Here is a 14,201-nt window from a genome sequence, read left to right on the forward strand (position 1 = left end):
CCGAGGAAACTGGAGGTCCCGTGCCCAGGCCCCGCGCTCTCGTCATCGAGGACTCGCCGGAGTTCGTGCTGCTCTGCCAGCACCTCCTGGAAAAGGAGGGCTTCGACGTCACGGTCGCCTCCGACGGCGAGCGCGCCGTCGAACTGGCCCAGCGGGAGAAGCCCGACCTCGCCATCCTCGACCTCGGGCTGCCCGACGTCGACGGGATCGAGGTGTGCCGGCGGATCCGCCAGTTCACCGACGCGTACATCGTCATGGTCACCGGCCGGGCCGACGAGGTGGACAAGGTCGTCGGGCTCTCGGTCGGCGCGGACGACTACGTCACCAAGCCGTTCTCGCCGCGCGAGCTGGCCGCCCGGATCCAGGCGATGCGTCGCCGGCCGCGCGGTGCCGCCGCGGAGACCGCCGCGGGCCGCGAGTACGGCCCGCTGCGCATCGACCCCGTGGTGCGCGAGGTGACCCTGGACGGCAAGATCCTCGACCTGACGAAGATCGAGTTCGGCATTCTCGATCTGCTCTCCTCCAGCCCGCGCCGGACGTTCACGCGCAACCAGCTGCTGGAGGACGTGTGGGGCGACAACTGGTACGGCGACGACCACATCATCGACGTGCACGTCGGCAACCTGCGCAAGAAGCTGGGCGAGTCCGCGTCCGCCCCGCGCTACATCCGGACCCTGCGCGGGGTCGGCTACCGCTTCGAGCCCGCCCCCTGACCGACGCCGCGTCAGCAGTCCCACCTCAGCGCCAGTGCTGGAAACATCTCAGCACTGGCGCTGTTGCATGTCAGCTGCGGCGCCGCGGGGCGTAGACAGCCGCGGGGCGTGGTCAGCTCCGGTGCCGCGGGGCGTACCGGTGACGCTGCACCCCGGCCGCTTCCACCGGGCGCGACGGGCGCAAGCGGCGCATCAGCACACCGATGCCCACCAGGACCGCGGCGGCGCCGGTCCACGGCATGACCGCGGAGACGCCACCGCCGGCGTCCGGCGGGGGCACGGCGCCGACCAGCGTACGTACGCTGCCCGCCGGGCTCTGGCCGATCGCCTGGACCACGGTGCCGGACGACAGCCGGCCGCCCGTGGCGGCGGCTTCCACGGGCACCACGGCGGTGCCGGTCGGCGGCTTCTCCGAGGTGACGGCGCCCGCCGCGACCATGAGCACCCGCAGCCCACCGAACGCGTCCGCGGCCACCTTGCGGTTCGGTGCGGATCCGACGCGCAGATCGACCGTGGAACCGGCGCGGAACCCGACCGCGTACACGGCCACCCCGTCGGCGCTGCGCTTGCCGTGCCACTGCACGGTCAGCGCGTCGGCGGTGCCGCCATAGCCGGGGCCGTCGGCGAGCGCGACGCCCGGAGACAGGACGGCGGCCAGCGTCCCGGCTGCCAGCAGCAGCGGGGCCGACCTGCGAAGACGGGTCACGATCACCTCGCCATGATGCCACGTATCGGGGCTAAGGCGACAGAAGTGGATCACTCCTCACAGCTCGGGCCAAGCTTGCATCTCGCTTGAAATCGGCTAGAGGTGGCGTTGAGGTGGCGCGCCGAACTACGAGGGCATGACGACGACGCTCTTCACCGCCGCCACCGCCCCGGTCGCGACCGCCCCGGCCGCCACCACGACCGCCACCGCCGCCAACGGCCGGGTGTTCGACGCGGTCCGCCTGTGGAGCCCCGCCGACGCGGGCGTCGAGCTCACCGTCGTGGTCCCCTTCTACAACCCCGGCATGGCGCTGCGCCCGACCGTCAAGCGCATCGCGACCTGCCTGCAGGACGCCGGCGTCGGCTACGAGGTCGTCGCGGTCTCCGACGGCAGCACCGACGGCTCCGAGCACACCCTCGCCGGGATCCCGGGCGTGCGGGTCCTCGTGAACCCGGTCAACCAGGGCAAGGGCGCCGCGCTGCACACCGGCTTCGCCGCCGCCCGGGGCACCTGGGTCGGCTTCATCGACGCCGACGGCGACATCGACCCCGCCCACCTGCTGCAGTACCTGCAGGTGGCCCGCACCAGCAACCCGGCCGGTGTGTACGCCGACAAGCGCCACCACCTGTCGACCAGCGGCGCGACCGGCTTCCGCAAGATCGTCTCGATCGTCTACTCGACCCTGGTCACGCTGCTGTTCCTGCTCGGCATCCGGGACAGCCAGACCGGCTGCAAGATCTTCCGCCGTGACGTCCTCGCCGGCCTGCTCCCCAGCCTGCGCGAGCGCCGCTTCGCCTTCGACCTGGAGTTCTTCGTCGCCGCCAAGGCCGCCGGCATCCGCAACTTCATCGGCGCGCCGGTCCGCCTCGAGGAGCGCACCGCGGGCTCCACCGTCGGCCGCAGCGCCATCGTCCGCACCATCCGCGACACCTTCACCATCTTCACCCGCCTGTACCTGCGCCGCGAGTTCCGCGGCCTGACCGTGCCCACCACGGCGGTCCCGGCGGTCGCCTCCCCCTCGCCGATCGTCACCACCCCGACGCACCTGGCCGAGGCCGCCTGAACCACGTCTGCCGCATCGGGCCCGGACCGCCGTCCGGGCCCGACGCGCATGTCAGCCCGGATACGCGTCCGGCCCGCCCGAGGCACCGATCCCACGTCAGGCCCGGGAACCGGCCTCAGGACGGTGTGCCGACCCACCAGTCGGTCAGGTCGCGGCGGTGCTCCGCGAACCCCGCGGCGATCAGCAGGCCCAGCGAGGCCAGCGACACCGCCAGACCGACCCGCAACCAGCGCCACGGCGCGTACTCGACGGTCACCGCGCCGGGCCCGGCGCGGACCGCCACCGTGCCGGCAACCGTCTGCCGGGTGGGGCCGCCCCCGTCGGACCAGCCCGCGGACCATTCCTCCGGGATCACCACCCACCCGGGCGGCCCGGGCGCCACAATCCACCGGGTCGGGCCGGCGCGGGTGATCTGCCCGTAGTTCGCCGAGGGCACCCGGCCGTCCGCCGGGCCCTCGGCCAGCATCGCCTCGGTGCCCAGCACCCCGCGGTCGGCCAGGCGCACGGCCTCGTCGTACCCGCCCTGCCGCGAGGCCACCACCCGGCCGGTGCCGTGCGCCTCCACCCGGTACAGGTCGAGCTGGCGGGTCCGCAGCACCGGCCGCAGGTCGGGCTGCTCGGCCAGCCAGTCGTACGTGGCCGCCTCCCGGTCGCGGGCCAGCACCACCCACTCGACGCCCAGCGGGGCGATCATGCGGCCGAAGTGGCCGGTGCCGCCGGCGGCGATCAGCCGCGACACGTACGCGGTACGCCGCGACACCGAGTTGGTGCGCACCTCCCCTAGTTCCACCGCGTCGCTGCTGAGTACGGAGCGCCGGAAGAACGCGGCGGCCGGGGTGCCCACGGTCCGCCCGCCGGTGAACCCGAACGGCTGGTACTCGTGCCACGGCAGGAACAGCACCGCGCCTGACCCGTCGCCCATGATCCGGTCGGCGGCGTACCAGGGCTCCGGGTAGTCGGTGACCCGGACCGCGCCGCCCAGCCCCCAGACCAGGGTGGGAGCCACCATGGCGAGCACGCCGCCCATCGCGACCAGCGCGCAGGCGGCGCCGAGGCGGCGCAGCCGGTGGGCCCGTTTGCCGAAATAGCGCCGGGGCACCGCCTCGGCCAGCGCCTCCGCGGCCGCACCGGCCCCGACCGCGTACGCCAGCATCGCCAGCGCCACCCATTTCTGCTGCTCACGCATGGCTTCGAACAGCGGGACGGCGTCGAACGCCCACCGGTACACCGGCCCGAACGGGCCCTGGGTGCCGGCGCCCAGCACGATCCCGCAGACAGCCAGCGCGGTGACCGGGGCACCGAGGTCGGGGTCGCGGCGGCACAGCCGGATCAGCCCGGCCACCACCGCGGCCAGCAACACGGCGAGCCCGACCGCCGCCGGTACGGGACCGACGGCACCGGCCGGGCCCGACGTGTCGTCCTCGCGCCAGAAACCCTGCAGCGAGGCGAGCGTGAGGAACAGCCCGCCCGGGCCGGCGCGGGTGGCGTACACGTCGAGGTCGGCGTCGCCCACCCGGACGGTGAGGATCGCGTTGAGGATGACCGTCAGCGCGTACGCGTAGATGCAGCCGGCCGCCACGATGATCAGGGCGGTGCGGATCAGGTCGTTGCGGCGCGGCCGCGGCAGCAGGCAGACCGCGAGCAGTCCGGCCCCGCCGAGCCACGCCGCGTGCGGGCCGGTCGCCATCGCCAGGCCGTACCAGCCCGCGGGGCGGGCGGCGAACCAGCTGCCGCGGCGCCGGGCCCGCACCGCGGAGGCGAGCACCCAAGCCACCATGCTCACCGACAGCAGGAACGGCACGTGGCCGACCGAGATCCGGTCGGCCACGAACGGGTTGCAGACGGCGAACAGCGCGGCCGGGTGCCGCCGCCAGCGGCCGCCGCCGGCCAGTGCGGACACGCCGCTCGCGGCGATCGGGAAGAACAGCAGCACCATCAGCCAGCCGGTGGCCCCGGCGCCCACCACCACCCGCAGGCCATGCGTGGCGAGCCGGACCGGCAGGGCGTCCAGCGCGGTCGGGTCGAGACCGTACAGGCCCTGCGCCACGGCCTGGTGCGGGCCGCCCACCCAGTCGAGCAACATCAGGTAGCCGTCGCGGGTCCACGGCGCCACCACGGAGATGCCGACCGCGAGCCCGATCAGCCCGGATTCCGCCGTCAGCCGCGCCGAGCGGGTGTCGAAGTGCGGCCGGTGGCGGGAGACCCAGGTCAGTACCGCGGTGGTCACCGCGGGACGCGGCGCGGGCGGTGGGCTGCGGTCACGACCGCCGCGACGAGCGGGGCGAGGTTGTCCGCCGTGGCGCCGGACGTGTCCACCACCACCTCGGCGTGGCGGGCCGGGCGCTCGGCCAGCAGCCGCCGGAAGCGTTCCTGTTGGGCGGCCTGCTCGGCCGCGGCCCGCTCGGGTTTGCGCCGGTGGATCAGCTCGTCCGGGGCGTCGGGCAGCACCAGGACGTCCGGGGACGGCACGAGCAGTTCGGCGACGCGGGCTGCGGGTGAGCCGGGCCAGGGCGATTCGCGCAGGTCGTACACCCAGCGGTCGACGATCACCACGCGGTGGCGGGCCTTGGGCACGGCGACCGTGCTGAGGTAACGCCAGACGTACTCGGCCGCGTAGAACCAGGCTGCGGCCTGGCGCAGGCGGGGATTGCCGGGCGGGGAGTCCGCGGCGGGCGATCCCCGTACGGGCGGGGAGGGCGCCGGACCGGCCGCGACGGTGGGTACGCCGAGCAGCCGCCGCGCGAGCCCGACGCCGGGCAGGTTGCCGCGGGCCATCCCGAAGTATGCCGAGGCGGTGGCGAAGCCGTACCGGTGCAGGCGCTCGCGCAGGCCGTCGGCGACGGTCGACTTGCCGGAGCCGTCCGTGCCGACCAGCGCCACCACGACGCCGCGGGTGCGCAACCCGATCGGGCCGGCGGATCGTCCGGCCGGCAGCACGGTACGGCGTTGCCGCCAGGTCGCGGGCGCATTGCCGGGGGCGAGGCTCAGCGCGGCCAGACGTACCCGGGCCCGGCCCGGCAGTCCCGGGTCGGGGGCCGCGCCGCCCGCGGCCGCGACCAGTTCGGCGGCCACCCGGGCACCGAGCTGGACGGTGAGGCGGTCGCGCAGTACGGCCCGGGTGGGCGCGGCGGCGTCCGCCCACGCGGCCCGCGCCTCGGCGAGGCGGGCCTGATCGGGCAGCCGCCCGCGCAGCACCGGACGGATCAGCAGGTCGGCGACCGCGGCGGCGCCGGTGAGGCGGTGGGTGGCCGGGTCGACGCCGATCTCGTCCGCGGTGGCCAGCACCACCGGCCCGACGCGCAGGTCGCCGTAGGTGAGGTCGACGACCGCGGGGCCGGCCGCGGTCTCCACGGCCAGGCTGATGTGGCGCAGGCGGCGCGGGTCGTGCGCCTCGGCCACCACGGCGCACGGCAGGGCGGCGGCGATGGCCTGGGCGGGGGTTTCGGTGCCGGGGCTGGCGGGCTCGTACCAGAGGTCGAGGTCCTTGGGGCCGTCCTCGCCGAGCCACTGCTCGGCCGCCCCGGGCCGGCCCTGCCAGGCCCAGCGGCGCGCGCAGCGGTCCACGGCCGCGGTCACCGCGGCGAGGATCTCGGACCGGTCGGGAGCCGCGGGCAGCGGCGGGCCGGAAAGCCGTGAATCGGTCATTTCCTCCTGATCATAAGGTCATCATCGTCTCCGACGGGCGGGTATCCGCACGGCCGCCGACCACCGGCCGGCGGTGCGCGCCGGGGTGCGCGCCACGCGGCAGATCGACAACGGTCACCGCCGCGACCGGGTCCCGACGCCGTGCACCGGGGCGGTGCGCGAACGCCGCACCCAGCGCGATCAGCACCAGCACCCCGGACACGACCCAGGGCACCAGGTCGACCGGCCCGCGCGCGGCCACGGCCGGCGGCACCCCGCCGGCCAGCGACCGGGACCCCCCGGCGGCGGCCCGCCCGGACACCACGACCGTGGTCCCGGCCGCGGCCCGGTCCACCGGTACGGTCAGCGTCACCGCGCCGTTGTCGTCCGCGCGCACCTGCCGCCACGGAGAGCTACCGACCCGTACCTCTGCGATCTCGCGCCTGCGGTAACCGACCGCGACGACCTGCAGGTTCTGTTCGCCGGTCCAGCGCATGCTCAGGCCGGTAACGGCCGCCACCGGCGGCTGCTGCGGCGCGCGCTGGGCCGTGAGCAGGACACCGCCCGCGAGGGCCAGCAGAACGAGCACGAAGACCATGCGGGCCGGGTGACGACGGACGCTGATGACTGCCATGTCACCAGCATGCGCCGGTAACCGCCGATAGTCACGCTGTGTGATGCAAGCTTGCGTACGCTCTGAACAGGTCTTGAGGTCGGGCTTTTTCGGCCGATAGGAAGCAACGTGACCGCCAGCCTCGGCCGCCTGGCCCGTACCCTTCTGGGCGGGATCGGCCCCATCGCCATCGCCGTCCTCGTCCAGAGTGCCGGAAACCTCGGCTTCCACGCCGTGGTCGGCCGCGAACTGGACGCCGACGCGTACGGCGCGCTGGGCGCGGTCCTGTCCGCCATGGTGATGCTCGGCGTCCCGCTGGGCGCGCTGCAGGCCGCCGCGTCCGCCCTCGTCGCACGGCACGGCGCCGGCCGCGCGACCGGCGTACGCGCGCTGCGCGCGGTCACGCTGTGGTCGCTACCGCCCGGGATCCTCGTGCTCGCGTGCGCGCCGGGCCTGCAGGGCTACTTCCACCTCGGCTCGCTGGCGCAGGCCGCGCTGCTGGCCCCGTACCTCGTCGTGTCGGCGGTCCTGGCCACCGCCCGCGGCCTGCTGCTCGGTGACCGCAAGGTCGGCACCGTGGCCACCACCTACCTGGTCAGCACCGCGGCCCGGCTCGCGCTGGGGCTCGGCCTGGTGATCCCGTACGGGGTGACCGGCGCCCTCGCCGGCACGCTGATCGGCGAGGTCGCCGCGCTCGCCCTGGCGCTCGTGCCGCTGCTGCGCCGCACCGCCGACACCGCCGAGGCCGCCGCGCTGCAGGTGCGCGCGGTGGCCCGCGCCGGGGTGGCCGTGACCGGCCTGTTCCTGTTCTCCACGGTCGACCTGCTGCTGGCCCGGCACCATCTGGGCGGCGACGCCTCCGGGGACTACGTCGCCGCCGCCACCGTGGCCAAGACCGTGCTCGCGCTGCCGGCCGGCATCATGTCCGCGGTGTTCCCGCGGCTGGCCGCCGCGTGGCCGCTGCCGCACCGCCTGCGCGCGCTGCTCACCGGCGGTGCCGCGGTGGTGGTCCCGGCGCTGCTGGGCGCCACCGTGATCGCCGCGGTGCCGTGGCTGGTGCTGCAGGTGCTCTACGGCGACGGCTACGCCGACGCCGCCGGCCTGGTCCGCACGCTGTCCCTGGTCGCCGCGCTGACCAGCGTGGTCACGCTGGCGACCCACGCCGCGCTGGCCCGCGGCGGGCGCACCATCGCCGTGCCGTGGATCGGCGCGGTGATCGAGGTCGCATTCATCGAGATGTGGCACGGCTCACCGACCCAGATCGCGGTGTGCTCGGCCGCCGCGCTGGCACCGACGCTGCTGGTCATCGCGCTGCTGGAGGGCCGGGCGTGGACCCGGCGAACTGCTCAACTGGCAGCGCCGCACGCCGATCGTTCCGGTACCCCGGCGACCGCCGTGGCAGCCGCCCGCTGAAGCGGTTGAGGGGCCGAGAAGGTTGGCATGCGCATCCTGATCCTGAACTGGCGCGATCTGGCACACCCCGCATCCGGTGGTGCCGAGGTCTACACCGAACAGGTGCTGCGCCGCTGGGTCGCCGCCGGTCATGACGTGACGCTGTTCGCCGCCGCGGTGGCGGGCCGGCCCGCCGACGAGGTCGTCGACGGCTACCGGGTGATCCGCGCGGGCAGCCGGTTCACGGTCTACCGCGAGGCGAAACGCTGGTGGCAGCGGCACGGCCGCGGCCGCTTCGACGTGGTCATCGACGAGACGAACACCGTCCCGTTCATGGCCCACGAATGGGTCGACGACGGCGCCCGCACGATCGCCCTGGTGCACCAGACCTGCGAGGAGATCTGGCACCACAACGCGCCGTTCCCGCTGTCGTACCTGGGCCGGCTGCGGCTGGAGCCGAACTGGCTGCGCCGGCTGGCCCACTCCCCCATCCTGGCGGTGTCCGGGTCCACCCGCGACGCGCTGGCCGGCTTCGGTGCCCGCGACGTGACCGTGGTGCCGGAAGGATTCGAACCGCCCGCGCAGACCCCGCAGGTCGCGAAGGAGACCACCCCCACCGCGGTGTTCTGCGGCCGCATGGTCAGCTACAAGCGGCCGTGGGAGGTCGTGCGCGCGGTGGAGATCGCCCGCCGCGAGGTGCCGGACCTGCGCATGTGGATGATCGGCGGCGGCCCCGAGCTGGACAAGCTGCGCGCCGCCGCCCCCGCCGGGGTCGAGTACCTCGGCCGGGTCGACGAGCAGACCAAGCACGAGCGGATGGCCCGCGCCCACGTGCACCTGGCGACCAGCGTCCGCGAGGGCTGGGGCCTGGTCGTCAGCGAGGCCGCCGCGCTGGGCACGCCCACGATCGCGTACGACGTGCCCGGCCTGCGCGACTCCACCCGCGCCGCGGGCGGGGTCGTGGTGCCGCCGCAGCCCGAGGCGCTGGCCCGCTGGCTCGTCGAGATGCTGCCGCAGCTCACCACCACCCGCACCGCACCACTGCCGTACGGCGGCGCGCACTCCTGGGACCACGTCGCCGACACGCTGCTCGACGCGGTGTGCACGCACGCCCGCGTGCCCGGCGCGGCACCGGCCGCCACGCCGCTGCCCCTGCCCGCCGCCACCGAGCCCGGCCTGCGGCGCGCCGCCTGACCCCCGCGAAATCGTACGGAGCCCCCCGCATGAAGATCAGCTTTGTCGTGCCGACCCGCAACTCCGCGCGCACCCTGGAGACGTGCCTCGGCTCGCTGCGCGGCCAGACCCACCCCGAGGTCGAGGTCGTCGTGATCGACAACGGCTCCACGGACGGTACGGCCGAGATCGGCCGCCGCCTCGCGCACACGTTCGAGCAGTGGGGCCCCGAACGCAGCGCCCAGCGCAACCGCGGTACCGCGCGCAGCACCGGCGACGTGGTGGTGTTCATCGACTCCGACATGGTGCTCGAACCGCACGTGGCCACCGAGATCGCCGCCGTATTCGGCGCCGACGACAAGCTGGGCGCGCTGGTGATCCCGGAACGCTCGTTCGGCGAGGGTTTCCTGGCCCGCTGCCGCGAGCTGGAGAAGGACCTGTACATCGGCAGCAGCCACGTCGAGGCGGCCCGCGCGTTCCGCCGCCCCGTCATCGAGCAGCTCGGTGGCTGGGACGAGGCGCTGACCGCGGCCGAGGACTGGGACCTGGTCGACCGTACCCGTGCCGCCGGGGTTGCCGTCGGCCGCATCGACGCGTGGGTCTGGCACGACCAGGGCCGCATCCGGCTGCGGGCCACGTTCGCCAAGAAGCGGTACTACGGCCGCTGGATCGACCAGTACGTCCGGACCCACGGCCGGCGCAAACTCGTCCGGACCTCGCTGCTCAAGCAGCCGGCCCGGCTGCTGCGCCATCCCGTGCTCACGGTCGGGCTGGCCGCCCTGAAGCTGACCGAGGCGGGTGGCCTGATGCTCGGCGTACGCGACAGCCGGACGGCACACGGCGCGCGGTGACGAGCCGCGTCAGCGGGGGGACGAGGACGGCCCCACGTTCGCGTCCAGCCACTGCCGCAGCGGGAGGCTGGTCCGCAGGAACTCGACGACCCGGGTCTTCGCGGCCGCCGTGCCCAGCCAGGCCGCGGGCGGCCACTCCTTCCACGTCGTGAGCCCCTTGTGGCGCAGCAGATCCACCCGCGGATGGTCCTTCGGGTAGCCCCGCGGCACGGTCTTCAGGCTGCCGTGCCCGTGCACCCCGACCCGGGCTTTCTCGATCGCCTCGATCACGCCGGTCAGCTCCCGCCCGGTCCGCTCGTCGACGACCGCGCGCCGGTACCGGTCGAGCTGGTCCGGGGCCATCTGGTACATCCCGCTGCCGGCCGCGAACCCGTCGGCGGACAACTGGAAGTATCCCCCGGCCTCCAGCCACGCCCCCAGGTGGGTCTTGTACGGCGACTTGTCCTTGCTGAACCGCACGTCCCGGTATGGCCGGAAGATCTTGCCCGGCCCGAACTCCGGCTCCAGCGCGGCGAGCAACTCCTCCATCGGCGCGCGCACCTGGGTCTCGTAGACCGTCAGGTGGGCCGTCCAGTACGTCTTGGAGTTGTCGGCGCTCAGCCCCTCGTAGAACTCCAGGGCCTCGCTCGGCCAGCCACGGAACGTCACGCAGTGAAGTCTCGGCCATCACCGACCCGGCGGCAACCACCCGCGCCGCCGTCCCCGGGTTTGCCGAAACAGCAAGAATCTTTGCCACGATCGGAACCCGTCCGCGAGGCTGAGTGGGCACGGACATCAGCGAGCCCGCCGCCGCGGGGCACCGGAAGGATTCGGTCGGATGAGACACGGGCACCAGCTCACCGAGGACGAGGCAGCCGCCATGTTCGAACCCGGCGGCTGGGACGAGCGGTACGCCGGCCCGGAGAAGATCTGGAGCGGCAACGCCAACGCACAACTCGTCGCCGAGGTGACCCGGCTCGCCCCGGGCACCGCGCTCGACGTGGGCTGCGGCGAGGGCGGCGACGTGATCTGGCTGGCCCGCCACGGGTGGACGGTCACCGGCGCCGACTTCTCCGCCATCGGCCTGGCGCGCGCCGCCCGGCACGCCGAGCAGGCCGGGGTCGCCGACCGCGTCGACTGGTGGCAGGTCGACGCGCGGACCTTCGCCGCGGGCGGCCGGTCGTACGACCTGGTCACCTGCCATTTCCTGCACCCGCCGGACGGCGCGATGGCGCAGGTGACCCGCCGGCTCGCCGGTGCGGTCGCCCCGGGCGGGCACCTGCTCGTCGTCGGCCATGCACCGTCGGAGGTGTTCACCCGGCTGACCGAGAGCCACCGCCGGGCGATGTTCGTCGCCGAACAGCTGCGGCCCGGCCTGCCGGACGACTTCGAGGCCCTGGTGGTCGAGCAGCGGCCGCGGACGATGACCCGCGACGGTGAGACGGTCGACGTCGAGGACTCCACGCTGCTCGCGCGCCGCCGGGCCTAACGGGGCAGGATCTCCACGTACCCGTCGCTTCCGTGCACGCGGATCCGCTGCCCGTCCGGGATCAGCCGGGTGGCGTGCGCGACGCTGACCACGGCCGGCAGGCCGTACTCCCGGGCGATCACCGCCCCGTGGGTCATCAGCCCGCCGACCTCCGTCACCAGACCGGCGACCGCGACGAACAGCGGCGTCCAGCTCGGGTCCGTGTGGGCCGTGACGAGGATGTCACCCGGTTCCAGATCGGCCTGGGCCATGTCCAGGATGACGCGGGCGCGACCTTCGACCGTCCCGGCGGAGACCGGCAGCCCGACCAGGGCGCCGGCCGGCACGTCGTCGCGCCGGTACGCACCCGACAGGACCTCACCGTCCGAGGTGAGCACGCGCGGCGGTGTCAGCGCCTGGTACGACCGGAACGCGTCCTTGCGCCGCCGGATCAGCCCGGCATCCACCCGGTTCCCGCGCACGACGTCGTGGAGCTCGGCGAACGTGAGGTAGAAGGCGTCCTGTTCCTCGTGGAGCACGCCGGCCTGCACGAGGCGCCGGGCCTCGCCGAGCAGGGCCTGCTTGTAGACGTAGTAGCGGCTGATGATGCCGTACTTCGGGTACTCCCGATAACCGATGAACGTCCGGACCCGGTCGATCATCCGCCGTGTCTCGTCGGCCTTGCGCTCACCGTCCGGCAGCGCCCGCAGGCGTTCCAGCACCTCCTGGGCCTTCTCCTGCGCCTGCCGGCGCCCGTGCGCGAAGCGCTGCCCGGCGGCGCCCGCCTCGAACGTCCGGACGTTGTCGAGAATCACCGGCACCAGCGTGGTGGGGCGTTCCCGCCACCGCGGCCTCGTGATGTCGATCTCGCCCACGCAGCGCATGCCGTACCGGTCGAGGTAGGACTCGATGGCACTGCGCGCCTCGGCCCCGCCCGCATATGCGGGCAGCTCGTCCAGGAACCCGTCGTCCTCGACGCCCTGCAGGAACGCCACCACCTCCGGATGCGGGCGGATGGCGTCCGCGACGTCGAGCAGCGCCAGGCCCATCTCCGACGTGATGTTGCCCGGTGCGGACAGCGTGAGGGTGTCGGCGGCGTTCTTCTCGCCCAGCCATTCCCGCAAGCGGTCGTTGAGCCACCAGGTGGCCTCCATCCCCGCCATGATCGCCTGCATGCTCAACGGGTCCGCGAGGACCCGTTTGTGCTCCTGGAAGGCCTCCTGCAGGAAGTCGAACAGCGCCGGTCCGGTCAGCGCAGCGATGTCGCGCCGCAGGGCGGCCAGTGACTCCTGGGTGCGGGCGATCAGCTCCGTGACGATGGCGGGATCGGTCTCGATCGGCGCGGGCGGGCCGCCGACCGCAGGCCCGCCCGGACCCGGATCCGGCAGCTGCGGAACGAAGTCACCGCGGTCGAGAAGCGTCTCCAGTGCGTCCCTGGTCAGCGGGTCACCCCTGCCGATCATCTCCAGGAAGGCGGCGCGGCTCCCCGGCGCGGCCAGGCGCGCGGTGGCGTCGACGAACAACCGCCCGCCCGCCTCGTGCATCGGCGCCATGGCCGTCAGCCGCCACATGGAGGCGCCCAGCGGCTTCATCGGGTCGGTCATCATCTGCTGGTGGCCGACCGACAGGTACACGTGGTTCCCGTCGTCGGCGGCCTCCGGGACGGGGAACAGCGTGGTGATCGGCCGGCTCTGCACGATGTGGAAGTCACCGCCGGCCAGGCACCATTCGATGTCCTGCGGGCCGCCGTACCGTGCCTCGATCCGCCGGCCGAGGCCCACGAGCCGCACGACCTGCTCATCCGTCAACGCCGGCCGCTCCTGGCGCTGCGGGTCGATCGTCACCTCCCGGATGCCGCCGCCCGGCACGGCCTGCACGGCACGCTGTTTGGCGGCGAGCGTCCGGGCGACGACCGCCCCGTCGCGCACCGTGAAGACGTCCGGGTTCACCAGGCCGGACACCAGTGCCTCGCCGAGGCCGAAACTCGCCTCCACCGTGGCGAGCCTGCGGTTGCCCGTGACCGGGTCCGCCGTGAACAGGACGCCGGCCGCCTCCGGGAACACCATCTGCTGCACCACGACGGCCATGTGGACGTCGCGGTGATCGAAGCCGTTGCGCAGCCGGTAAGTCACGGCCCGCTCGGTGAACAGCGACGCCCAGCACCGGCTGACATGCTCCAGGATCGCCGCCGGGCCCACGACGTTCAGGTACGTGTCCTGCTGGCCCGCGAACGACGCCGCCGGCATGTCCTCGGCGGTGGCGCTGGACCGCACGGCGCAGGCGGTGTGCTCGCCGAGCCGGGCGAGCACACCGGTGATCGCCGCCGCAAGATCGCCCGGGACGGGGGTCCCCTCGATCGTCCGGCGGATCTCCGCGCTGAGCGTGCGGATCGCTGCCCGGTCGTCCGGGTCCAGTCGCGACAGTTCGGCGAGCCGGTCGCCGATCGACCGGGCATCCGCCATGATCCGCCGGAACGCGGCCGTCGTCACGCAGAACCCGGCCGGCACCCGGACGCCGTCGATGCGCGACAGCCCGCCCAGATGCGCGGCCTTGCCGCCGACGACCGCGACCTGCGCCTCGTCGACCTCGTGGAGATCCCGTACGTACTGCCCGGCCATT

Annotated in this window: 12 protein-coding genes; 6 read left to right on the top strand and 6 right to left on the bottom strand. The window is 74.1% G+C overall.

Features of this window, described 5'->3' with window-relative positions:
* Positions 1–20 precede the first annotated feature (20 nt).
* A complete protein-coding gene (locus tag ACMCNK_RS04740) occupies positions 21–713 on the top strand; it encodes a response regulator transcription factor (RefSeq protein ID WP_412735162.1) in 693 nt (230 codons plus the stop codon).
* A 112-nt stretch (positions 714–825) separates the two neighbouring features.
* On the opposite strand, the gene ACMCNK_RS04745 is transcribed toward ACMCNK_RS04740, so the two are convergent.
* Positions 826–1,425, bottom strand: a complete 600-nt coding sequence (locus tag ACMCNK_RS04745; protein WP_412735163.1) for a hypothetical protein — start codon at positions 1,423–1,425, stop codon at positions 826–828.
* A gap of 130 nt (positions 1,426–1,555) precedes the next feature.
* On the opposite strand from ACMCNK_RS04745, the gene ACMCNK_RS04750 reads away from it, so the two are divergent.
* A complete protein-coding gene (locus tag ACMCNK_RS04750; RefSeq protein WP_412735164.1) occupies positions 1,556–2,482 on the top strand; it encodes a glycosyltransferase family 2 protein in 927 nt (308 codons plus the stop codon).
* Positions 2,483–2,597: 115 nt separating this feature from the next.
* On the opposite strand, the gene ACMCNK_RS04755 is transcribed toward ACMCNK_RS04750, so the two are convergent.
* The 3 genes from ACMCNK_RS04755 to ACMCNK_RS04765 are packed head-to-tail and all read right to left on the bottom strand — an operon-like array spanning position 2,598 to position 6,740.
* Complete coding sequence (locus ACMCNK_RS04755) at positions 2,598–4,709, bottom strand: hypothetical protein (RefSeq protein ID WP_412735165.1); 2,112 nt, start codon at positions 4,707–4,709, stop codon at positions 2,598–2,600.
* On the bottom strand, positions 4,706–6,127 hold the full coding sequence (locus ACMCNK_RS04760) for a thymidylate kinase (protein ID WP_412735166.1): 1,422 nt from the start codon (positions 6,125–6,127) through the stop codon (positions 4,706–4,708). Before ACMCNK_RS04760 ends, ACMCNK_RS04755 begins: the two co-directional genes overlap by 4 nt.
* A gap of 10 nt (positions 6,128–6,137) precedes the next feature.
* Positions 6,138–6,740, bottom strand: coding sequence for a hypothetical protein (locus ACMCNK_RS04765; RefSeq protein WP_412735167.1), 603 nt, complete (start codon positions 6,738–6,740; stop codon positions 6,138–6,140).
* A gap of 108 nt (positions 6,741–6,848) precedes the next feature.
* On the opposite strand from ACMCNK_RS04765, the gene ACMCNK_RS04770 reads away from it, so the two are divergent.
* From ACMCNK_RS04770 to ACMCNK_RS04780, 3 genes are read left to right on the top strand one after another with little or no spacing between them, the layout of a single operon-like run.
* Positions 6,849–8,132, top strand: coding sequence for a lipopolysaccharide biosynthesis protein (locus tag ACMCNK_RS04770; RefSeq protein WP_412735168.1), 1,284 nt, complete (start codon positions 6,849–6,851; stop codon positions 8,130–8,132).
* 27 nt (positions 8,133–8,159) lie between these two features.
* Positions 8,160–9,305: a glycosyltransferase family 4 protein gene (locus tag ACMCNK_RS04775; RefSeq protein WP_412735169.1), complete on the top strand. Its 1,146-nt coding sequence runs from the start codon at positions 8,160–8,162 to the stop codon at positions 9,303–9,305.
* A 29-nt stretch (positions 9,306–9,334) separates the two neighbouring features.
* Positions 9,335–10,135: a glycosyltransferase family 2 protein gene (locus ACMCNK_RS04780; RefSeq protein WP_412735170.1), complete on the top strand. Its 801-nt coding sequence runs from the start codon at positions 9,335–9,337 to the stop codon at positions 10,133–10,135.
* Between the two features lie 9 nt (positions 10,136–10,144).
* Here ACMCNK_RS04780 and ACMCNK_RS04785 read toward each other — a convergent pair whose 3' ends face one another.
* Positions 10,145–10,783 (bottom strand): DUF2461 domain-containing protein, encoded by a 639-nt coding sequence (locus ACMCNK_RS04785; RefSeq protein WP_412735171.1) that lies wholly within the window; start codon positions 10,781–10,783, stop codon positions 10,145–10,147.
* 169 nt (positions 10,784–10,952) lie between these two features.
* On the opposite strand from ACMCNK_RS04785, the gene ACMCNK_RS04790 reads away from it, so the two are divergent.
* Entirely contained in the window at positions 10,953–11,603 is a 651-nt protein-coding gene (locus tag ACMCNK_RS04790; RefSeq protein WP_412735172.1) for a class I SAM-dependent methyltransferase, read from the top strand.
* Here the strand turns inward: ACMCNK_RS04790 and rph are convergent.
* On the bottom strand, positions 11,600–14,200 hold the full coding sequence (rph, locus tag ACMCNK_RS04795) for a rifamycin-inactivating phosphotransferase (protein WP_412735173.1): 2,601 nt from the start codon (positions 14,198–14,200) through the stop codon (positions 11,600–11,602). The genes ACMCNK_RS04790 and rph overlap by 4 nt on opposite strands.
* Position 14,201 lies beyond the last annotated feature (1 nt).

Source organism: Krasilnikovia sp. MM14-A1259 (genome assembly GCF_047159535.1).
In the GTDB taxonomy this organism is placed as follows: domain Bacteria; phylum Actinomycetota; class Actinomycetes; order Mycobacteriales; family Micromonosporaceae; genus Actinoplanes.

Coding starts and splice junctions, on each gene's coding strand:
- ACMCNK_RS04750 (WP_412735164.1), top strand. CDS start 1,556: ATGACGACGACGCTCTTCACCGCCGCCACCGCCCCGGTCGCGACCGCC.
- ACMCNK_RS04760 (WP_412735166.1), bottom strand. CDS start 6,127: ATGACCGATTCACGGCTTTCCGGCCCGCCGCTGCCCGCGGCTCCCGAC.
- ACMCNK_RS04765 (WP_412735167.1), bottom strand. CDS start 6,740: ATGGCAGTCATCAGCGTCCGTCGTCACCCGGCCCGCATGGTCTTCGTG.
- ACMCNK_RS04775 (WP_412735169.1), top strand. CDS start 8,160: ATGCGCATCCTGATCCTGAACTGGCGCGATCTGGCACACCCCGCATCC.
- ACMCNK_RS04780 (WP_412735170.1), top strand. CDS start 9,335: ATGAAGATCAGCTTTGTCGTGCCGACCCGCAACTCCGCGCGCACCCTG.
- ACMCNK_RS04790 (WP_412735172.1), top strand. CDS start 10,953: ATGAGACACGGGCACCAGCTCACCGAGGACGAGGCAGCCGCCATGTTC.
- rph (WP_412735173.1), bottom strand. CDS start 14,200: ATGGCCGGGCAGTACGTACGGGATCTCCACGAGGTCGACGAGGCGCAG.